24 protein-coding genes and 1 tRNA gene are annotated in these 18,225 nt (G+C 63.6%); 9 read left to right on the plus strand and 16 right to left on the minus strand.

Features of this window, described 5'->3' with window-relative positions; translation table 11 throughout:
• Positions 1 to 14 precede the first annotated feature (14 nt).
• Positions 15 to 539 (minus strand): DUF3237 domain-containing protein, encoded by a 525-nt coding sequence (locus E0473_RS03475; RefSeq protein WP_137679443.1) that lies wholly within the window; start codon positions 537 to 539, stop codon positions 15 to 17.
• Positions 540 to 777: 238 nt separating this feature from the next.
• Between E0473_RS03475 and rpsF the strand changes: the two genes are divergently transcribed.
• Genes rpsF through rplI form a run of 3 tightly spaced genes read left to right on the plus strand, consistent with a single transcriptional unit; the run spans position 778 to position 2,001 of the window.
• Positions 778 to 1,143, plus strand: a complete 366-nt coding sequence (rpsF, locus tag E0473_RS03480) for a 30S ribosomal protein S6 (protein WP_137679444.1) — start codon at positions 778 to 780, stop codon at positions 1,141 to 1,143.
• On the plus strand, positions 1,143 to 1,367 hold the full coding sequence (rpsR, locus tag E0473_RS03485; RefSeq protein ID WP_119592324.1) for a 30S ribosomal protein S18: 225 nt from the start codon (positions 1,143 to 1,145) through the stop codon (positions 1,365 to 1,367). The genes rpsF and rpsR overlap by 1 nt, the downstream gene beginning before the upstream one ends.
• A gap of 13 nt (positions 1,368 to 1,380) precedes the next feature.
• A complete protein-coding gene (rplI, locus tag E0473_RS03490) occupies positions 1,381 to 2,001 on the plus strand; it encodes a 50S ribosomal protein L9 (protein WP_137679445.1) in 621 nt (206 codons plus the stop codon).
• Positions 2,002 to 2,082: 81 nt separating this feature from the next.
• Here the strand turns inward: rplI and E0473_RS15360 are convergent, their stop codons facing one another.
• Together E0473_RS15360 and E0473_RS03495 are read right to left on the minus strand one after the other, a co-directional pair.
• A complete protein-coding gene (locus E0473_RS15360) occupies positions 2,083 to 2,220 on the minus strand; it encodes a hypothetical protein (protein ID WP_161981502.1) in 138 nt (45 codons plus the stop codon).
• A 107-nt stretch (positions 2,221 to 2,327) separates the two neighbouring features.
• Positions 2,328 to 3,086, minus strand: coding sequence for an alpha/beta fold hydrolase (locus tag E0473_RS03495; protein WP_137679446.1), 759 nt, complete (start codon positions 3,084 to 3,086; stop codon positions 2,328 to 2,330).
• Positions 3,087 to 3,199: 113 nt separating this feature from the next.
• On the opposite strand from E0473_RS03495, the gene E0473_RS03500 reads away from it, so the two are divergent.
• A complete protein-coding gene (locus E0473_RS03500; protein ID WP_162848936.1) occupies positions 3,200 to 4,306 on the plus strand; it encodes an HlyD family secretion protein in 1,107 nt (368 codons plus the stop codon).
• A 1-nt stretch (position 4,307) separates the two neighbouring features.
• The gene (locus E0473_RS03505) at positions 4,308 to 5,885 is read left to right on the plus strand and encodes an MDR family MFS transporter (RefSeq protein WP_137679447.1); all 1,578 of its coding nucleotides are present in this window, start codon (positions 4,308 to 4,310) and stop codon (positions 5,883 to 5,885) included.
• Here E0473_RS03505 and E0473_RS03510 read toward each other — a convergent pair.
• The 11 genes from E0473_RS03510 to E0473_RS03555 all read right to left on the minus strand — a co-directional run bounded on the left by E0473_RS03510 (position 5,882) and on the right by E0473_RS03555 (position 13,184).
• A complete protein-coding gene (locus tag E0473_RS03510) occupies positions 5,882 to 6,625 on the minus strand; it encodes a DUF4336 domain-containing protein (RefSeq protein ID WP_137679448.1) in 744 nt (247 codons plus the stop codon). The genes E0473_RS03505 and E0473_RS03510 overlap by 4 nt on opposite strands.
• A 117-nt stretch (positions 6,626 to 6,742) precedes the next feature.
• Positions 6,743 to 7,768, minus strand: a complete 1,026-nt coding sequence (locus tag E0473_RS03515) for an aspartate-semialdehyde dehydrogenase (protein WP_137679449.1) — start codon at positions 7,766 to 7,768, stop codon at positions 6,743 to 6,745.
• Between the two features lie 66 nt (positions 7,769 to 7,834).
• Positions 7,835 to 7,969, minus strand: coding sequence for a hypothetical protein (locus E0473_RS15705; RefSeq protein ID WP_277751502.1), 135 nt, complete (start codon positions 7,967 to 7,969; stop codon positions 7,835 to 7,837).
• 198 nt (positions 7,970 to 8,167) lie between these two features.
• The gene (gene rplS, locus E0473_RS03520) at positions 8,168 to 8,539 is read right to left on the minus strand and encodes a 50S ribosomal protein L19 (protein ID WP_137679450.1); all 372 of its coding nucleotides are present in this window, start codon (positions 8,537 to 8,539) and stop codon (positions 8,168 to 8,170) included.
• Between the two features lie 4 nt (positions 8,540 to 8,543).
• A complete protein-coding gene (gene trmD, locus E0473_RS03525) occupies positions 8,544 to 9,275 on the minus strand; it encodes a tRNA (guanosine(37)-N1)-methyltransferase TrmD (protein WP_137679451.1) in 732 nt (243 codons plus the stop codon).
• Positions 9,272 to 9,598, minus strand: coding sequence for a hypothetical protein (locus E0473_RS03530; RefSeq protein WP_137679452.1), 327 nt, complete (start codon positions 9,596 to 9,598; stop codon positions 9,272 to 9,274). Before E0473_RS03530 ends, trmD begins: the two co-directional genes overlap by 4 nt.
• Before the next feature lie 47 nt (positions 9,599 to 9,645).
• On the minus strand, positions 9,646 to 10,152 hold the full coding sequence (rimM, locus tag E0473_RS03535; protein ID WP_137679453.1) for a ribosome maturation factor RimM: 507 nt from the start codon (positions 10,150 to 10,152) through the stop codon (positions 9,646 to 9,648).
• A 66-nt stretch (positions 10,153 to 10,218) separates the two neighbouring features.
• Positions 10,219 to 10,701 carry a 30S ribosomal protein S16 gene (gene rpsP / locus E0473_RS03540; protein ID WP_137679454.1) on the minus strand — a complete coding sequence of 161 codons (483 nt, stop codon included), beginning with the start codon at positions 10,699 to 10,701 and terminating at the stop codon, positions 10,219 to 10,221.
• Between the two features lie 33 nt (positions 10,702 to 10,734).
• Positions 10,735 to 12,210, minus strand: a complete 1,476-nt coding sequence (ffh, locus tag E0473_RS03545) for a signal recognition particle protein (RefSeq protein ID WP_137679455.1) — start codon at positions 12,208 to 12,210, stop codon at positions 10,735 to 10,737.
• A 272-nt stretch (positions 12,211 to 12,482) separates the two neighbouring features.
• A tRNA-Ala gene (locus tag E0473_RS03550) sits at positions 12,483 to 12,558 on the minus strand.
• A 299-nt stretch (positions 12,559 to 12,857) separates the two neighbouring features.
• Positions 12,858 to 13,184 carry a TIGR02300 family protein gene (locus tag E0473_RS03555; RefSeq protein ID WP_137679456.1) on the minus strand — a complete coding sequence of 109 codons (327 nt, stop codon included), beginning with the start codon at positions 13,182 to 13,184 and terminating at the stop codon, positions 12,858 to 12,860.
• A 119-nt stretch (positions 13,185 to 13,303) separates the two neighbouring features.
• Between E0473_RS03555 and aroA the strand changes: the two genes are divergently transcribed.
• The 4 genes from aroA to E0473_RS03575 are packed head-to-tail and all read left to right on the plus strand — an operon-like array spanning position 13,304 to position 16,475.
• On the plus strand, positions 13,304 to 14,695 hold the full coding sequence (gene aroA, locus E0473_RS03560) for a 3-phosphoshikimate 1-carboxyvinyltransferase (protein ID WP_137679457.1): 1,392 nt from the start codon (positions 13,304 to 13,306) through the stop codon (positions 14,693 to 14,695).
• Positions 14,692 to 14,946 (plus strand): CBU_0592 family membrane protein, encoded by a 255-nt coding sequence (locus E0473_RS03565; RefSeq protein WP_137679458.1) that lies wholly within the window; start codon positions 14,692 to 14,694, stop codon positions 14,944 to 14,946. Before aroA ends, E0473_RS03565 begins: the two co-directional genes overlap by 4 nt.
• Positions 14,943 to 15,578: a (d)CMP kinase gene (locus E0473_RS03570; protein WP_137679459.1), complete on the plus strand. Its 636-nt coding sequence runs from the start codon at positions 14,943 to 14,945 to the stop codon at positions 15,576 to 15,578. The genes E0473_RS03565 and E0473_RS03570 overlap by 4 nt, the downstream gene beginning before the upstream one ends.
• A gap of 54 nt (positions 15,579 to 15,632) precedes the next feature.
• On the plus strand, positions 15,633 to 16,475 hold the full coding sequence (locus E0473_RS03575) for a 23S rRNA (adenine(2030)-N(6))-methyltransferase RlmJ (RefSeq protein WP_137679460.1): 843 nt from the start codon (positions 15,633 to 15,635) through the stop codon (positions 16,473 to 16,475).
• 260 nt (positions 16,476 to 16,735) lie between these two features.
• On the opposite strand, the gene E0473_RS03580 is transcribed toward E0473_RS03575, so the two are convergent.
• Both E0473_RS03580 and E0473_RS03585 read right to left on the minus strand, forming a co-directional pair.
• Positions 16,736 to 17,302, minus strand: a complete 567-nt coding sequence (locus E0473_RS03580) for a hypothetical protein (protein WP_137679461.1) — start codon at positions 17,300 to 17,302, stop codon at positions 16,736 to 16,738.
• Positions 17,303 to 17,432: 130 nt separating this feature from the next.
• Positions 17,433 to 17,930, minus strand: a complete 498-nt coding sequence (locus E0473_RS03585) for an Mpo1 family 2-hydroxy fatty acid dioxygenase (protein WP_137679462.1) — start codon at positions 17,928 to 17,930, stop codon at positions 17,433 to 17,435.
• Positions 17,931 to 18,225: the final 295 nt, after the last annotated feature.

Genomic DNA, 18,225 nt, shown 5'->3' on the forward strand with positions numbered 1-18,225 from the left:
CCCCCGCTAGCACCTCAGTTAGCGCGATAGACCGTTATCACCACCGCAGGTTCCGTCGCGGTGGGATCGAACCCGAGCGTTGCGATATAGCCTCCCTCGCCAAGCCATTGATACTTCCCCAGCGGCGACTCGAACACCGGGCTCGTGCGCACCGGCAGCGGCAAACCGCCGTCTGCCGGCCGGCACACAACGCCAGAATTGACGACGTTGATTACCACGTCATCGTCCGTGCGCAGGAAATAGTCGGCAACCAGTTCGGTGCAGCCATCGGCGCGGTCAAGCTGCCAGTCCCAGCCCATTGGCAGTATCTCGCCCTTGATCTCCGGGCCTTCGAAGCTGCCGCCGATAATCGGAATGATCCGCCGCGTGCCGCGCGCGGTCTCGCCCACCTCGATGGTGGGGCCAAGCTTCACGACCGAGCGATAAAGCAAGTCCAACCCCGGCTCTGGCACGTCCTGCGCAACGACCGGAACCGCCGCCGTCGCGGCCAACACGGCGGCGGCGGCCGCCTTTGCGAAGCGCTTTCCAGCAAATGTCATTATCTTTGTCTCCCCTTGCCCTTGAGGCGGTGTCCACCCAAAGCTTGCTGTCATGCCGCAAGCGCGCCGATTTGCAACGCTTGCATTCATCACCCTTTCCGCTATGAGCGCCGCTTCCGCGGGGTCGACGGACCCCGTGGAAACCACTCCTGCGTGGGTGGGATTTGAAGAAAGCCGGAGGGGCCCTGCGATCCGCGCGGGATGCCAGCGATCGGCGGAAACATGAAAGGAAGCAAGCATGGCTCTTTACGAGCACGTGTTTCTTGCGCGTCAGGATTTGAGCCAGTCTCAGGTCGATGCGCTTGCTGCCAGCGCCACGGAAACCGTGGAAAAGATGGGCGGCAAGGTCGTGAAGACCGAGACCTGGGGCCTCAAGAGCCTCGCCTACAAGATCGACCGTAACCGCAAGGCGCACTTCGTCATGCTTAACATCGATGGTCCGGGTGACCTCGTGGCTGAGCTGGAGCGCCAGAACAACATCAACGAAGACGTCATTCGCTGGCTCACCATCGCGGTTGAGAACCACGAGGACGGCCCTTCGGTCATGATGCGCAAGAACGATCGCGAGCGTAAGCGCCGCGAAAGCCGGGAGGATCGTGACTGATGGCACGCCCGTTTTACCGCCGCCGCAAGTCCTGCCCGTTCGCGGCCAAGGACGCTCCGCAGATCGACTACAAGGACGTGCGCCTACTGCAGGGCTTCATGTCCGAGCGTGGCAAGATCGTGCCTTCGCGCATCACCGCCGTTTCCGCCAAGAAGCAGCGTGAGCTGGCCAAAGCGATCAAGCGCGCCCGTCACCTGGGCCTGCTGCCCTACATCGTGAAGTAAGGGAGAACAGATCATGGATATCATTCTCCTCGAACGCGTCGAAAAGCTCGGCCAGATCGGTGACATCGTCACCGTGCGTGACGGCTATGCCCGCAACTTCCTCCTTCCGCAGAAGAAGGCGCTGCGCGCCAATGAAGCGAACAAGAAGGTGTTCGAAGCCAACCGTGAGCGTCTCGAAGCCGAAAACGCCGAGAAGCGCACCGACGCTGAAAAGCAGGGCGAGAAGGTCAACGGCGAAGAGATCGTGCTGATCCGCTCGGCCTCGAACTCGGGCCAGCTTTATGGCTCGGTCAACGTTCGCGACGTGGCTGCCGCGCTCAATGCCAAGGGCCACGCGGTCGACAAGCGTCAGGTCATCATGGGCGCGCCCATCAAGACCATCGGCATGTTCGACGTGACCATCACGCTGCACCCCGAGGTTTCGGTCATCGTGAAGGCGAACGTCGCGCGTTCGGAAGACGAAGCCGAACTGCAGAGCCAGGGCGTCGATGTCATCGCGCAGATGAACGAAGACGAACGCGGCGAGTCGGAAGGCTTCACCGAAGCGCTCGACCCGGATCGCGAACTCGGCGAACTGCCGAGCGCCGATGCTGGCGAAGAAGAAACCGCTGAAGAGGGCGAAGCCGAAGGCTGAGCGCTCCGCTAGTGGACAAAAAGGGGGCGTTGCCGATATTGGCAACGCCCCCTTTTTTGCGGCCATTGGGGTGAGTGGACGCTATCCCTCCATTTGGCCCGAGACAGGCTCCTGCCTGTTGGCTTCGCGATCCTCATCGGGGATGAAGATGCCGCGCTGGCGTTTTTCGGCACGCTCGGCGGGCTCTCGTTGAGGACGATCGATCAACTCGTATTCCATCGCATCTCTCCTGCTTGTTCTATTGAGAGAGAAACCACGGTCGAGGCGAGCGGGTTCCTGCCCCCGGCGACGAACCGGTGCAAATTTGCGCCATACCCGCCAAGTGCCTAGCTTTTCGTCAGAAATTCCCGAATTGCGACACCCAATTCAGCTTCGGTCACGCTGCTCATATGTGTGCCCGGAATGGTCACGTGGCGCGCATCGGTCAGCGCCTCTGCAAGCTTCTCGCTCGATCCATTATCGCCATCCTTGTCACCGCAGATGACGGCAGTGGGTATCGTGACCTCCGCAAGGTCGGAGACCGCAATATCGTCCACCGCCTGCAGCAACAGCCGCGCCGCCACCCGGTCGACCTTCATCTGCTTCATGAACGCAACCGCCATGAACGCCCCATCCTCGCGCTTCACTTCGTCGAACCGGTCGATTGCGTCGATGAAGAAAGCGCTGCGCCGTTCCCAGCCTGAAAGCCCCTCCAACCCCATTCCGCACAGCGCAAGCCGCCGCGGCCTGAGCCCAGCAATAACGCCGCTCGCCGCAGTACGCGCGCCGAGCGAAAAGCCGACAAGGTCATAGTCGACCAGGCCCAGTTCAGCGACCACCGCCGCCAAATCCTGCGTCAGCACGCCTTGCGGATAGGATGCAGGATCGTGCGGCGCCGCACTTTCACCGTGCGCGCGCAGGTCGGGCATCAGACATTCGAACCCGGCCTCGGCCAGCAGAGCCGCATGACCGAAACGGATCCAGTTCATCTGTGCGGAAGAAAACAGCCCGTGCAACAGCAGCACCGGTCTGCCCTCGCCCAGGCGGTGAATGGCCAGCGGGGTGCCGTCGAAGCTGCTGATCGTTTCGGTTTGGAGATCGCTCATAAGCCCAGCGGTGGCAGGCTGTTTGCGATTGCGCAAGGCCGCTCTGGTCCAGGTTGCTAAGTGCAACGCACCGACCTAGATGGGGCGAACCAAGTGCAGGATTTGTTGCCGTAATGTCAGACTTCCCTGATCCCGCGCCGGGCCGCGAGCCTGGAACAGACAGCCCCAACGCCGACCCAGCCCGCTCCGATCAGCAGCCACCCAAGCGCCTACTTGGCCGCCTTGCACTGATGGTATCGCTGCCGATTGCCCTGATCGTGGCCGGTTTCATCTACTGGCAGAGCTTGCAGGGCAAGATCAGCACCGACAACGCCTATGTAAAGCAGGATATGGTCGCCGTCAGCGCCGAGGTCGGCGGGCGCATCGTTAAGGTGATGGTGGCGGAAGGCGACCAGGTGGAGGCCGGGCAGCTGCTGTTCCAGATCGACCCCGAGCCTTACGAATTGCAAATCCAGCAAGCCAATGCCGCAATCGCAGGCGCGCAGGCCAATCTCACGACGCTGCAAAACGACACCGACCTTACCGGCGTCGATATTGCCGCCGCGCGCGAAGACATCGCTTTTGCCGAGAGTCTCTTCGAGCGTCAGCGCCAATTGTGGGAGCGTGGCTTCACCACCAAGGCCGACTACGACGCCGCCCAGCACGCGGTCACGCAGGCACGCGAAGCGCTGCGGCAAGCTGAGGCCCGCCAGCGCGAGGCCCGCGCCCGGCTTTCCAACGGAAGCGCCGTCCCGGGCGTGAACCCGCAGATCGCAGCCGGTGAAGCCCAGCGCGCCAGCGCCCAGCTCGACCTGCGCCGCACAGAAGTCCATGCCCCCGCTGCGGGCCGCGTGGCCGAGGCAGACCGGCTTCAGGTTGGCCAGCAGGTGCTGCCCAACCTGCCCGTGCTCACTCTGGTCGAGGAACAGACCACCTACGTCGAGGCCAATTTCAAGGAAACCGATCTTGACGATATGGACGTGGGCCAGCGGGCCGAAATGCGCTTCGATGCCTTCCCTGGCGTGGTGCTGAAGGGCCACGTTGCCTTGATCGGTGCGGGCACCGGCAGCGAGTTTTCGGTGCTGCCGGCGCAGAACGCCAGCGGAAACTGGGTCAAGGTGACGCAGCGCATACCGGTGCGGATCGCGGTCGACGACAAGAGCCCGCGCCCGCTGATCGCGGGACTCTCGACCGAGGTGACGGTGTTCACTGAAGCGAGCTCGGCCCAAGAGGCTGAGTAGGATGGCAAGCGTCGCCGGGCGCGGCAGTGGTAAGGGTCTGGCGGGCTCCCCCGCTCCCACCACCGCGCCTGCCGACGTTGCCCAGCTGCCGGTCCGCAACCACCTGTTGTTGATCGTCGGGGTGATGATCGCCTCGCTGTTGCAGGTGCTCGACGTGACCATTGCCAATGTGGCGATCCCGCACATGCGCGCCTCGCTCAGCGCAACGCCCGATACCATCAGCTGGGTGCTCACCAGCTATATCATTGCCAGTGCCGTGGCCTTGCCGATCACCGGCTGGCTGGCCGACCGGATCGGCTCGCGGCGGCTGTTCCTGATCTCGGTGGTGATCTTCGTGCTTGCCTCGATGCTGTGCGGGATCGCGCAGAACCTTGAACAGATGGTGCTGTTCCGCGCTCTCCAAGGCTGCGGCGGCGCCTTTATCGCGCCGCTGAGCCAGAGCGCGCTGCTCGACACCACGCGGCCCAGCAAGCAACCGCAGATCATCGCTTTATGGGGCATGGGGGTGATCGTGGGGCCGATTATCGGCCCGGTGCTCGGCGGGTGGCTGACCGAGATCGCCAACTGGCGCTGGGTGTTCTTCGTCAATGTGCCGTTCGGCATCATCTGCATCATCATCCTCTTGGCCGAGCTGCCGAGCCGCGAAATCCGCCACCGCCGGTTCGACCTGTTCGGCTTTGCCATGGTGGCGCTGGCGCTGGCCTCGCTTCAGCTCCTGTTAGACCGCGGAAATACGGTGGACTGGTTCGATTCGGCCGAGACCTTCATCTATATCGGTCTGATGCTGACCGGTGCATGGATCGGCGTGATCCACCTCTCGACAGCGCCGGGTCCACTGTTCGACCGCCGACTGTTCGCCAATGCCAACTTCGTGATCGCGGCCATATTCCTGTTCATCGTCGGCGTGGCCATGTTTGCCACCATCGCGATTCTGCCGCCGATGCTGCAAGGGCTGTTCGGCTATGACGTGATCGATACCGGCCTGGTGCTGATGCCGCGCGGCGTGGGCGTCCTCATCACGATGCAGCTATCGGGGCTGCTGCTGAAGAAGGGCGTCGATGCGCGCTGGCAGGTCGCCTTCGGGTTCATCATCACCTTCTGGTCGCTGCACGAGATGGGCGGGTGGACACTCGACATCGCGCGCTGGGATTTCATGATCACCGGCTTCATCCAGGGTCTGGGGATCGGCTTCGTGTTCATTCCGCTGAACACCACGGCCTTTGCCACCCTGCCGCCCGAACTGCGCACCGACGGCTCAAGCCTGCTCAACCTCTCGCGCTCGGTCGGCTCGTCGGTGGGCATTTCGGTGGTGATGACGCTCGCGGCGAACGAGACGCAGCGCAATCATGCCGAACTCGCCGCGCACATCACGCCGGAAGTGACATCGGCGCTCGATATTTCCAGCCTCGAAAGATACCAGCAATACGGCCAGGCCGGGCTGGCCATTGTCGACGCCGAGGTGACGCGGCAGGCGATGATGATCGCCTATCTCAACGACTTCCGCCTGATGAGCTGGCTGTGCCTGGCCGCCGTGCCGCTGGTGCTCTTTATGCGCAAATCACCGCGCTACGGTGGCTAGGTCGCCCAGCGAAAGGCCCGCTTGAGTGCGGCGGGAACGTCCTCGGTGATCGGCTTGCCGTGCGTCATGGTAACGCGCTCGATCGGCCATGCGAGCATCTTCGCCACCTGCTCGCGCACTTCGCGCATCTTCGGGCGGAAGGTCAGGCGCGCATCGTAAGGCAGGCTGCCGTTGGCGCGGAACAGCTGGATCGCCCAGCGTTGCAGCGGGTTTTTTACACGCTTGGGTTCGAAGTTCTCGATCAGGTCGACCAGCACCAGGAGCCGTGCCGACTTCACGAAAAACACCGCCTCGCTGAAGCTGGTGCCGGGGACCAACAGCCAGTCGATCTCATCGGACCAAGGGAAGCGCGTGCCGTCTTCGAGCTTGGTGTCGATGCGGAACGGGCGCTTGGCCTTCACGTCGAGATCGGGGACGGCGAGGCTTTGGGCCTCGGGGAAACGTTCGATCCAGTCGGCCATGAACCAGTAGTGGATCGAGTTGGGCGCGACCAGCCAACGCACCTCGCCCAGCTGCTCGATGGCGGCGAACAGCGCCTTATTGGGCGCGATGGGAGAGTGCAGCCACAGCCCGCCATCGGCGAGCCGGACCACGGTCATGCGAGTGGGAAAGGGTACCTTGAACGGGCCCAGATCCATGTGGATTTCCGGCCCGTCGACGATCCACACGTTCTCGCCAAACGGCTTCGGTTCGTTAAGCGGCGCATATTCGACATAGGCGCCCTTATGCTCGGTGCTCATCCGGTTCTCCTTCGCGACATATTGTTGCCGGTGCCTGTTACACAGAAGGATTGCCCGACCAAGTCACCCGCCGCGCCGGAGCTCGAAAGCCAGCGCCGCGGCGGGTTGTGGGCCTCGTCAGCCCTTCTTGAGCTGCGTGCGGCCAAGCAGCTCGGCGATCTGCACCGCGTTCAGCGCGGCGCCCTTGCGCAGGTTGTCCGACACGCACCAGATCTGCAGGCCGTTGTCGACGGTCGGGTCTTCGCGCACGCGGCTGACGAAGGTCGCATAGTCGCCCGCGCATTCGACCGGGGTGACGTATCCGCCGTCCTCGCGCTTGTCGACGAGCATCACGCCCGGCGCCTCGCGCAGGATTTTCTGCGCCTGCTTGGCGCTGATCTCGTTCTCGAACTCGATGTTGATCGCTTCCGAGTGGCCGACGAACACCGGCACGCGCACGCAGGTGGCCGCCATCTTCACCTTCGGATCGAGGATTTTCTTGGTCTCGACCACCATCTTCCACTCTTCCTTGGTCGAGCCGTCATCCATGAACACGTCGATGTGCGGGATGACGTTGAAGGCGATCTGCTTGGTGAACTTGCGCGGCTCGACCGGATCGTTGACGAAGATCGCACGGCTCTGTTCGAACAGCTCGTCCATGCCTTCCTTGCCTGCGCCGGAAACCGACTGATAGGTGCTCACCACCACGCGCTTGATCTTGGCGGCATCGTGCAGCGGCTTCAGCGCCACCACCAGCTGCGCGGTCGAGCAGTTGGGGTTGGCGATGATGTTCTTGTTCTTGTAGCCCTCGATCGCCTCGGGGTTCACCTCGGGCACGATCAGCGGCACGTCGGGGTCCATGCGGAACAGCGACGAGTTGTCGATCACCACGCAGCCGGCTGCGGCGGCCTTGGGGGCATATTCCTTGGTCGGGCCGCTGCCCGCCGCGAACAGAGCGATGTCCCAGCCGGTAAAGTCGAAATGTTCGAGGTTCTTGCACTTGAGCATCTTGCCGGTGTCGCCCAGCTCGATCTCGGTCCCCTGGCTGCGCGAAGAGGCAACTGCGGCAATCTCGTCAATCGGAAATTCGCGCTCTGCAAGAATGGCGAGCATCTCGCGCCCGACATTGCCCGTCGCTCCGACCACAACCACACGATAACCCATTCTTACATTCCCTTCATTGTCGGCCGATCCTTCCCGGATGCGGCCTGTAAAATTCGTTGCGTGGGGCTAGACCAGCCCCGTGAGATAGGCGACCAGCATCACCGTACCTGGCAGCGCACCGATCAGCCCCACCATGGCCATGGCGCGGTTGCCAGCACGCCGGTGGATCGCGATCCAGTTGACCAGCGCGAATATCAGCAAGAAAACGAAGCTCGCCCCTTCGACCAGCTGCTCAATCCCGCCAAACGCACGGTGCTGGCCGGACGCGGCTGAGACCGCAGACGGTGAGGAACTCGACAACATTACAAACCTTGAAGACGCAAAACGAAAAGGGGCGCCCTGACCGATCCTGCCAGGGCGCCCCTTCGTCGAACTTGGGTGATTTTCGGAAGGACGGCCTTACTGGCCGACATTCTCCCGACGCTCGGCGATGCGGGCGCGCTTGCCGGTACGGCCGCGCAGATAGTAGAGTTTGGCCCGCCGCACGACACCGCGACGGACCACGGTAATCGAATCGATGTTGGGGCTGTAGAGCGGGAACACACGCTCCACACCTTCGCCGAAGCTGAGCTTGCGGACGGTGAAATTGCTGTTGATCGAACGATTCGAACGGGCGATTACGACGCCCTCGAAGTTCTGCACGCGGCTGCGCGTACCTTCGATAACCTTCACGCCGACACGCACGGTGTCACCAGCGCGGAATTCGGGGATTTCCTTCCCCTCGGTGAGAGCGGCAATGTTTTCCGCTTCCAGTTCCTGAATAAGACCCATGGTCTCAATCCTTATTTTCACGCCGCGCACCAGAGGCAGACAGACCCGGATCGCCCCCATGGCGTTCCCAAAGGTCCGGCCTGCGTAGCCGTGTGGTATCTTCGGCCATGTGCTTTCGCCATGCCTCGATCCTCGCATGATCCCCCGATCGCAGCACTTCAGGGATCGTGCGCCCTTCCCATTCATAAGGTCGGGTATATTGCGGGTATTCGAGAAGGCCGCTTTCGAAGCTCTCGTCATCTCCGCTAGAAGGCGCGCCCATTACGCCGGGAAGCAGGCGAATGCAAGCATCGAGTATGGCAATCGCGGCGGTTTCTCCGCCCGAGAGCACGATGTCGGCAAGGCTCACCTCCTCAATGGCGGGGCGCGCTTCGAACAGGCGCTCGTCAAAGCCCTCGAACCGGCCGCAGATCAGGGTGACGCCTGGCCCTTGCGCGATGGCGCGGATACGCTCCTGCGTGATCGGCTTTCCGCGCGGGGTCATGGCGAGGATGGGGCGCGCATCGGCGACGGAATCGAGCGCCCGCGCCATAACATCGGCCTTCAGCACCATCCCCGCCCCACCGCCTGCGGGCGTGTCATCGACAGTGCGGTGCTTGTCTTGCGCAAAATCGCGGATCTGCACGGTCTGGCAGGTCCAGTCGCCGCGCTCCAGCGCGCGCCCGGCCAGCGACAGGCCGAGCGGACCGGGGAACATGTCGGGGTACAGCGTAAGGACGGTCGCGGCGAAGGTCATTCGGCGGCCTTCTCAGCCCGGTTGCGCGCGAAAGCATCGGCAATCATGCCCACGCCGAGTCCGGTGATGAAGGTCACCACTCCAAGCACGAACATCACGATCGCCCACAGGGGTGCCGTGTTCTGGCACGGCTCGACCTTACAGCTCATGTCCTGCGTCAGCGCGATCCACCCCGCGAAGGCGAAGGAGCCCACCGCTACAGGTGCGGCGGCGATCAGGCCGTTGGTCACGCGCTTGTTGCCGGGCCGTATGGTGCCCAGACCAAAGCCGATGACGGCAGGAACCGTGAGGGTGGCAACGAAAATGGAAAGCTCGACAATCATGCCGCTGCGCTAGCCCCGACTGGTGGGCCGCGCAATCGCGGGAAGCGTCAAAGGTCAGCGAAGTCGGCGCTAACCACGAGCCGTTCAGCGTTCCACTGGGGCACAGCCTCAGGCCGCATGGGCACCATGAAGCGCTGCGGTTTCTTGCCCTCTTCGGCGGGGCGTTCGATCTCGATAATGTCGCTGGCGCCAAAGTTCTCGACCGCGACCACGCGGCCCAGAGGCTCACCCGTGTCGGAAACGGCAGGCAGGCCGATCAGGTCGGCGTGATAGTATTCACCCTCGGCCAGCGGCGGGAGGGCATCGCGCGCCACGGCCAAGACGGTGCCGCGCAGTTTTTCCGCATCGCTGCGGCTGCTGACTTCGGCAAAGCGGGCGATTGCCCCGCCCTTCCCATCGTCGCGCAGCTTGGCGAGCGTGAGGGTGCCTTCGTTGAAGGACTTGTGCTGCTTGAGCGAAGGCAGCCCCTCGCCGAACAGTTTCAGGCGGACCTCGCCCTTAACGCCATGCGCGCCGGCAATGGCGGCAAGGGTGATGGTCTGTGCCTGGCTCATAATTCGAGAAACCACTCCGCTCGCCCCGAGCCATTCAAAGGACTCAGGGCGAGCGGGTGGACATAATCAGCCTTCCGACTTTTCTTCGGCAGCAGCCTCTTCAGCAGCCGGAGCTTCCTCAGCGGGCGCCTCTTCAGCGGGCGCTTCTTCAGCCGGAGCGGCAGCAGCGGCCTTCGCCTCTTCCTCGGCAGCCTTGGCTGCTTCCTCGGCGGCAGCGATCTTGGCGGCCTTCTCTTCAGCGCGTTCCTTGGCGTTTTCGCCCGGCTCGCCCTTCTTCGGGTTGTTCTTGGCTTCGCGCTCAAGGATGCCCGCCTTGTCGAGGAAGCGGTGCACGCGGTCGGTCGGCTGGGCGCCAACGCCGAGCCAGTAGCGGATGCGATCCTCGATCAGCTTCACGCGGCCTTCGTCGTCCTTGGCGAGCAGCGGGTTGTAGGTGCCGACCTGCTCGAGGAACTTGCCGTCACGGGCACGGCGGCTGTCGGCCACCACGATGCGATAGTACGGACGCTTCTTGGCGCCACCACGAGCGAGCCGGATTGCAATTGCCATTGTAGATAACCTTTCTGAATTAAATCTCTGAAATCACTTCTTGTTCATCAAATTCGCAATGTCGGGTGGAAGGCCGCCGCTGCTGCCACCGGGCAAGCCGCCTGCGCCGCCACCGGCACCGCCACCGCCGAGCATTCCGCCCAGCCCGCCGCCACCGCCGCCGAACATCGCGGCCAGGCCCTTCAGCCCGCCCATCTTCTTGATCTGCTTCATCGCGCGGCCCATTTCCTGGTGCATCTTGAGGATCTTGTTGACCTCCTGCACCGAGGTTCCCGATCCCGCCGCAACGCGCTTCTTGCGCTTGGCGTTCAGCAGTTCGGGGCGCGAACGCTCCTTCGGCGTCATCGAGCCGATGATCGCATCCATGTGGACCAGCACCTTGTCGTCGACGCCCGAGGACTGCATCGCCGCCTTGGCCTTCTTCATGCCCGGCATCATGCCCGCAAGCATCCCGAGGCCGCCCATATTCTGCATCTGCTTCAACTGCATACGAAGGTCGTTCAGGTCGAACTTGCCCTTCATCATGCGGTTGGCGAGTTCCTCAGCCTCTTCGGCTTTGATGTTCTCGGCTGCCTTTTCGACCAGGCTGACCACGTCGCCCATGCCGAGAATACGGTCGGCCATGCGCGAGGGGTGGAACAGCTCGATCGCATCGAGCTTCTCGCCGGTACCCGCGAACTTGATTGGCTTGCCGGTGACGGCGCGCATCGACAAAGCCGCGCCGCCGCGCGCGTCGCCGTCCATACGGGTAAGCACCACGCCGGTAAGCGGCACCTCGTTCGAGAACGACTGTGCAACGTTCACCGCGTCCTGACCGGTGAGCGAATCGACCACCAGCAGCACTTCGGCAGGCGTCGCCACGCTGGCGACGGCCTTCATCTCGGCCATCAGCGCTTCATCGACATGCAGGCGGCCTGCAGTATCGAGCAGCAGCACGTCGACGTTCTGCAACTTGGCCGATTCGAGCGCGCGGCGCGCGATATCCACCGGCTGCTGGCCGGCGACGATCGGCAGCGTTGCCACCTCGACCTGCTCGCCCAGGACCTTGAGCTGCTCCTGCGCCGCCGGACGGTTGACGTCGAGCGAGGCCATCAGGGCCTTCTTGCCCATCTTGGCCTTTATCAGGCGGGCGATCTTGGCCGTGCTGGTGGTCTTACCCGAGCCCTGCAAGCCGACCATCATCACCACGGCAGGCGGGCGGACATCGAGGTTCAGCGGGACGGCCTCGCCGCGCTCTGTATCGCCGCCGCCGAGCATCGCCACCAGCTCGTCGTTGACGATCTTGATGACCTGCTGACCCGGCGTGACCGACTTGAGGACTTCCTGGCCCACCGCACGTTCGGTGACCTTGGCGATAAAGTCGCGCGCGACCGGCAGCGCCACGTCGGCTTCGAGCAGGGCGACGCGAACCTCACGCATGGCGTCGCGCACATCCTGTTCGGACAGCGCCCCGCGTCCGCGCAGGCGGTCAAAGACACCGTTCAACCGATCGGACAGCGTATCGAACATGCGCGCCACAACTCCAAACTGTGCGCCAGCCCCCAAAACAGATGACGGGGGCCAAACGCGAAAAACGCCGGCGGACGAAACCTCGTCGGCCAGCGTGGGGCGAACCCCTATGAACCCAATACAATCGGGTATGTTGAGATCCGGTCAGGATCGAGGCGAAAATGGTGGCTTTCGAGAACCGGAGCGGAGCGGGCTTCTGCCCGTGAGCACCGGAAGCGCAGAAAGCTGCCGTTTGCAGCCCGATAATGGCCGGATATCGACATATCCGGGAATGGTGGAGCCTAGCGGGATCGAACCGCTGACCTCAACACTGCCAGTGTTGCGCTCTCCCAGCTGAGCTAAGGCCCCGTTCCATTCAATGCCCCGGTCACTGAGTGCGTCCGGGAGGCAGCCCTCTAGAAGGGTGCTGCCGATTGCGCAAGAGGGTTTTTTGCGTTTCGCTTCTCCCCGCAGGAAAAGTTTGCTTCGCTCCCCGGGGTAGACGCCCGACCCCGGATCAAGTCCGGGGTGACGAGCATATTGGAGCCGCCGAACTCAACGCTCCGAGCGAAGCGAAGGCAAGGCCGACTGGCCGCCCGGACCGGCCCCGCAGCGTCGCGGAGGGAACAGCCGGGAGGACGCAGCCCCGGATGGGGCTGCGCATAGCTTTAGGTATCATCTTCCTTGTCGTCGTCGCCGGTGGCGACGCCGAGATCATCGTCGCCGCCGAGGTCGACGTCGTTATCGGGCGAATCATCGTCTTCGTCGATATCCTCGAGATCGTCATCGTCGCCGCTAAGATCCGAGTCGGCTTCCTTGCCTTCGGTCTTCTTCTCTTCCTCGAACGGAATCGGCTGCTTGGACTTGAGCACCGGCTCGGGCGTCCATTCGTTGCCGCATTCGATGCAGGTGACCGGGTCTTCCTTGCCCAGATCGTAGAAGCGTTCACCGCACTTGGGGCAGGTGCGCTTGGAGCCCCATTCTGGCTTGACCATCAAAGTGTCCTTGTCTCGCCCGGATGCAATATAGTGCCGGGTCGGGGTAATCGGGTGACATGTTCCGGGCTGACGAAACCAGCTCGGGAATCATTGGCGCAGCGCCTTGCCATAGGGCCATGCCACTGTCAAAGCGGCGCGCAATTCGCCGTAAGTTGTGCAGGATCACCACCATTTCAAGCTCAGCCGCTCCCAGCCCGCACCGTTTCACCATATCCGGCCCGCTCACCGGTGCAATCCGCGTTCCGGGCGACAAGTCTATCAGCCACCGTTCGCTGATGCTCGGCGCGCTGGCGGTGGGCGAAACCCGCGTGACCGGGCTGCTCGAAGGCGAGGACGTGCTCGCCACCGCCGCCGCCATGCGATCGATGGGCGCAGACATCGTGCGCGAAGAGAGCGGGACGTGGTCCATTCACGGCGTCGGCGTCGGCTCGCTGCTGCAACCCGAGGTGGCAATCGAGATGGGCAACTCAGGCACCTCCACCCGCCTGCTGATGGGCGTGATCGCCAGCCACGCCATCTCTGCCGTCTTCACCGGCGATGCCAGCTTGTCGAAGCGACCCATGGGCCGCGTGATAGAGCCGCTTTCACAGATGGGCGCGCAGTTCGACGCCTCTCCGGGAGGCACCCTCCCCTTGCGGCTTCAGGGCGCCTGCCCCGCCGTTCCGATCGAATACCGTCTGCCCGTCGCCAGTGCGCAGGTGAAGAGCGCGGTGCTGCTGGCCGGGCTCAACACCGCCGGGATCACCCGCGTGATCGAGCCGGTGATGACGCGCGACCACTCCGAACGCATGCTGCGCGGCTTCGGCGCCGAACTCACTGTCGAGGAAGTGGATGGAGAGCGCGTGATCGAAATTCGCGGCGAGGCGACGCTTCAGCCGCAGACCATCGAAGTGCCGGGCGATCCCTCGTCCGCCGCCTTCTTCGTGGTCGCCGCGCTGCTGACCGAGGGCAGCGACCTCATTATCGAGAACGTCGGCCTCAACCCGACCCGCGCCGCGCTGCTGGGCGTGCTGCGGCAGATGGGCGGCTCCATCGAGGAGCTGAACCGGCGCGATGTCGGCGGCGAGCCGGTGGCGGATTTGCGCGTGCGCCACTCGGCGCTCACCGGGATCGATGTCGACCCCGAAGTCGCCCCGAGCATGATCGACGAGTTCCCCGTGCTGTTTGTTGCCGCAGCGCTGGCCAAGGGCACCACCCGCACCAGCGGCCTTGATGAGCTGCGCGTGAAAGAGAGTGACCGTCTCTCGGCTATGGCCACGGCGCTGACGCTGGCCGGCGCGCAGGTGGAAGAGGCGGAAGACGGCCTCACCATCCACGGCACGGGCGGCGCCCCGCTCTCCGGCACCCAGGAAGGCGCACGGGTAACCACGCATCTCGACCACCGCATCGCGATGAGCATGGCCGTGGCCGGCCTCGCCGCGCGCAATGGCGTGATGCTTGACGACACCTCACCAATCGCCACCAGCTTCCCGACCTTCATGGCGCTGCTGGAAGAGGCTGCGGCGTGAACGCGCTCGACGCCTATGCCTATGTCGGCTTTGTCGGCACCGCCTGCATCATCGCGGCCTATTTCTATTTGACGGCGAGCAATGCGCCCAACCCGTTCCTCGTCCACGGCACCAATTTGGCCGGGGCGGCGCTGCTGACGGTGTCGCTGGTCAGGCACACCAACTGGCCCAGCCTCGTGCTCGAAGGCTTCTGGGCCGCCATCGCCATCTGGGGCCTGACCAAGGCCGTTCGCAAGGAGAGAGGCGCATGATTATCGCAGTCGATGGGCCCACCGCCTCGGGCAAGGGCACCGTGTCCAAGGCGCTCGCCGCGCACTTCGGGCTACCGCATCTCGATACCGGTCTGCTCTATCGCGCGGTCGGCTATCAGGTGTCGCTGAACGGCGGCGATGCCGAAAACCCCGAGGACGCGCTCGCCGCCACCGCTTTCGCTGACGATCTGCTCGATGAGCCCGAGCTGCGCAGCGAGGAAGTCGGCGGGCTCGCCAGCCGCGTCTCTGTTCACCCTGCGGTGCGCGCGGCGCTGTTCGAACGCCAGCGCGCCTTCGCCACGCAGCCGGGCGGAGCGGTGCTCGACGGACGCGATATCGGCACGGTGATTGCGCCCGAGGCCGAGGTAAAGCTGTTCATCACCGCCAGCGTGACCGCGCGGGCCAAGCGCCGCTGGCTCGAAATGACGGGCCGCGAGATCGAAATCTCGCTCGACGAGATCGAGGCGCAGATCGCCCGGCGCGACATGCGCGATCGGCAACGCGAGGATGCGCCGTTGCGCGCGGCGGAAGGGGCCGTGGTGATCGACACCAGCACGCTCGACAAGGAGGCCTCGATTGCCGCCGCCATCGCCGCCGTCAACGAGGCCACCGGGCAGACGCCCCGCGCTTGAGCCACGAGGGCATGGCGCCGGTGCAAGCGCAGACCAACAAGATAGTGAAGCGCCATGAATTATCGCCACTCTTTCCATGCCGGCAACAGCGCCGATGTCGTCAAGCACAGCTTGCTGATCGCACTCATCCAGGCCTTGCAGATCAAGCAAAGCGCGCTGACCCTGATCGACACCCACGCCGGATGCGGGCTTTACGACCTTCTCGGCGATCAGGCCCAACGCACCGGCGAAGCGGCGCAGGGCGTACTGCGGGCCTTTGCCGATACGAACCCGTTGCTCGACGACTATCGCGCCGCCGTTAAGTCGGTGAATGAGGCGGCCAGCCACGGGGACGAGCCGCGCCTCTACCCCGGTTCGCCGCAGGTTATGGCGCAGCTGCTGCGCCAGCAGGACTTTCTCGTGCTCAACGAGAAACACCCCGAGGACGCCCAAGCCCTGCGCAGTGTGATGCGCAGCACGCCCGCCGCAGTGCATCAGCGCGACGCCTACGAGTTATGGCTGGCGCTGGTGCCGCCCCGCACCCCGCGCGGCGTGGTGGTGGTCGACCCGCCCTATGAGCAGACCGACGAGCGCGCCCGTATCACCACCACCCTCGGCGCCGCTCACCGCAAGTGGGCGCACGGCGTGACGGTGATCTGGTATCCGCTCAAAGAGCGCGCCACGCACACGCGGTGGAAGGAGCAGCTCGCCAAGCTCGGCATCCCGAAATTTCTTTCGGTCGAGCATTGGCTTTACGACGAAGAACAGCCCGGCATTTACAACGGCGCGGGCTTGTTCATCGTCAACCCGCCCTATGCCTTCACACAGGCGCTGCCGCCGATGCTGGAGGCCCTACGCGCTGCACTGGCACCGGAGGGGCACCGGGGGAAGCTTACGGCCGACTGGTTGAGTGAATAAGATAGACGATCGGCCCTTCTCATGCAGGAGGCGCTGGCGCGGTTTAGGTTGCAAAGAAGCCGTCTTCTGCCCGCCCCGTTGTTCACGATAAGCGTCGTTCGTTGGGTACTCCGTTTCAACGCTCACTGACCGCCCTAATTGCAGCCATCCAACCACTTACTTGCGGAGCTCTTGAGCGGTCTGGCTGCCTAGCATTTAGCTGTCGAAAAGCAGCCTGGCAGAAAACGATGATATTGTTGACGTTGCGTGAGAGCAGGTGATTAACCGCCCATGCTGAACATCGCAGATGCCAAAACTTGGACGCGATCAAGGCGCTGTCCCGGCCCGTTGGCCCGGCTGACCACCATAGAAAAGGCGGGATCCTCACGGCTGCGGTAAAGCGTCGAAGCCATTTCGCCGCGAGAGTTTTCTTCTATCTCTTCCCAGCGGCTCTGGAAGTCTGCGCTGTCAAGCAGAGTCTCGACTACAGGCTGTAGATCGCTGCCGCCGCCTCCGGTGATATGGCACATCGGAATCTGATCGGAGACGACCAAAATATATCCGGCATTTACAGTCGAGTTGATGCGCCAATAATGGTTTCCGGCTCTCAGTTCTCTAGGCGGAAGAGCGGCTTCATCCACTCTCTCCACCAACCCCATCTGATCGCCAAGACCCACTGCCGATAGGAAGGGCTCAAGTCCTTCTGCCCAGCTCGCAGGATTCAGCACCCACTCTTCACATCCGCGCAGTGCGGCAGCGAGACCTTTCTCCAAATCCGATTGAGCATTTGCGGGGACCGCTGCGGCAAGCCCTGCCAGCGCCAACCCGAGCCTTGTAACTTTCTGCATTTGCCCCCTCCTCGATGCGCCCGGATTAACCCAAAAAACCGACACTTCCCACCCTAATCCCTGCCAAAGACGCCCTCGCCGGCCTTTCTTGAAACCAGACACACACGGTCAGAAACTTACTCGCAACCCCCTACCCCTCCCGCTCGATCTCAGCCTTCAGCTCCCCGCACAGGCCCAACGCAAACGCTGCCTCTGCCGTGACGAACAGCGGCCCCGTGAGCAGCGAGCGCAGGTCGTCGACGAAGGCCGGTTTGCGCCCCTCGAAATGGTGGCCGAGAAACTGCAACGCCCAGCCCACCACGAACAGCCCTATCCCGCTACCCAGCCACACAGATGTTTCCATCTGCGCGATCTCCAGCCCCAATCGCGCCATGCCGACCAGCACCAACGCCAGCGCCCCGCCGAGCAGTTTATCAAGCTTGAGATAGTAGAGCGCTGCCGCCGCAGTGGCGATCACCGCCGGGGTCAGGGTGAAGCCGGGTAGCTCCCAGACCGGGCGCGACAGCAATATCTCCACCGCCAGCACAATCATGGGAATGCCCAGCACATGGGTCGCCACATTGCGCCGGTCGCAGTGATATTGCCGATAGCGTGAGAGAGCTTCGACCAGGGGAGCATGGGTTGTCATGAAGGCTTTCCTACAAGGCCGGGCCACTGGCAGGAAGCGCCCGCAATGGCCGAACACCGCTTCACCTTCCCGATACCCACCCGGAACCGGGGCGTAACCGGGCCAAGGTTTTTCCGCCCAAGACACTGTCACACCTGTAACACCTTGGCCCCGCCAGCCCCAATTCACTTGCCTTTTGCGCCCGTTTCGCCTAGGCGCGCGCTCGTTCCGAAAGGCTTTGGCTTCGAAGAACCCGTCCATGGCATCCGGCCGTGTGCGGAAACGGCCCTCTTGCCCCGTTTGCCCCGCAATGGTG

The organism is Aurantiacibacter suaedae (assembly GCF_005434915.1).
Classification (GTDB): Bacteria; Pseudomonadota; Alphaproteobacteria; order Sphingomonadales; family Sphingomonadaceae; genus Alteraurantiacibacter; species Alteraurantiacibacter suaedae.

Bases quoted from the DNA above. Each gene is read 5' to 3' on its own strand.
- E0473_RS03475 (WP_137679443.1), bottom strand. From the start codon at position 539: ATGACATTTGCTGGAAAGCGCTTCGCAAAGGCGGCCGCCGCCGCCGTG.
- rpsF (WP_137679444.1), top strand. From the start codon at position 778: ATGGCTCTTTACGAGCACGTGTTTCTTGCGCGTCAGGATTTGAGCCAG.
- rpsR (WP_119592324.1), top strand. From the start codon at position 1,143: ATGGCACGCCCGTTTTACCGCCGCCGCAAGTCCTGCCCGTTCGCGGCC.
- rplI (WP_137679445.1), top strand. From the start codon at position 1,381: ATGGATATCATTCTCCTCGAACGCGTCGAAAAGCTCGGCCAGATCGGT.
- E0473_RS15360 (WP_161981502.1), bottom strand. From the start codon at position 2,220: ATGGAATACGAGTTGATCGATCGTCCTCAACGAGAGCCCGCCGAGCGT.
- E0473_RS03495 (WP_137679446.1), bottom strand. From the start codon at position 3,086: ATGAGCGATCTCCAAACCGAAACGATCAGCAGCTTCGACGGCACCCCG.
- E0473_RS03500 (WP_162848936.1), top strand. From the start codon at position 3,200: ATGTCAGACTTCCCTGATCCCGCGCCGGGCCGCGAGCCTGGAACAGAC.
- E0473_RS03505 (WP_137679447.1), top strand. From the start codon at position 4,308: ATGGCAAGCGTCGCCGGGCGCGGCAGTGGTAAGGGTCTGGCGGGCTCC.
- E0473_RS03510 (WP_137679448.1), bottom strand. From the start codon at position 6,625: ATGAGCACCGAGCATAAGGGCGCCTATGTCGAATATGCGCCGCTTAAC.
- E0473_RS03515 (WP_137679449.1), bottom strand. From the start codon at position 7,768: ATGGGTTATCGTGTGGTTGTGGTCGGAGCGACGGGCAATGTCGGGCGC.
- rplS (WP_137679450.1), bottom strand. From the start codon at position 8,539: ATGGGTCTTATTCAGGAACTGGAAGCGGAAAACATTGCCGCTCTCACC.
- trmD (WP_137679451.1), bottom strand. From the start codon at position 9,275: ATGACCTTCGCCGCGACCGTCCTTACGCTGTACCCCGACATGTTCCCC.
- E0473_RS03530 (WP_137679452.1), bottom strand. From the start codon at position 9,598: ATGATTGTCGAGCTTTCCATTTTCGTTGCCACCCTCACGGTTCCTGCC.
- rimM (WP_137679453.1), bottom strand. From the start codon at position 10,152: ATGAGCCAGGCACAGACCATCACCCTTGCCGCCATTGCCGGCGCGCAT.
- rpsP (WP_137679454.1), bottom strand. From the start codon at position 10,701: ATGGCAATTGCAATCCGGCTCGCTCGTGGTGGCGCCAAGAAGCGTCCG.
- ffh (WP_137679455.1), bottom strand. From the start codon at position 12,210: ATGTTCGATACGCTGTCCGATCGGTTGAACGGTGTCTTTGACCGCCTG.
- E0473_RS03555 (WP_137679456.1), bottom strand. From the start codon at position 13,184: ATGGTCAAGCCAGAATGGGGCTCCAAGCGCACCTGCCCCAAGTGCGGT.
- aroA (WP_137679457.1), top strand. From the start codon at position 13,304: ATGCCACTGTCAAAGCGGCGCGCAATTCGCCGTAAGTTGTGCAGGATC.
- E0473_RS03570 (WP_137679459.1), top strand. From the start codon at position 14,943: ATGATTATCGCAGTCGATGGGCCCACCGCCTCGGGCAAGGGCACCGTG.
- E0473_RS03575 (WP_137679460.1), top strand. From the start codon at position 15,633: ATGAATTATCGCCACTCTTTCCATGCCGGCAACAGCGCCGATGTCGTC.
- E0473_RS03580 (WP_137679461.1), bottom strand. From the start codon at position 17,302: ATGCAGAAAGTTACAAGGCTCGGGTTGGCGCTGGCAGGGCTTGCCGCA.
- E0473_RS03585 (WP_137679462.1), bottom strand. From the start codon at position 17,930: ATGACAACCCATGCTCCCCTGGTCGAAGCTCTCTCACGCTATCGGCAA.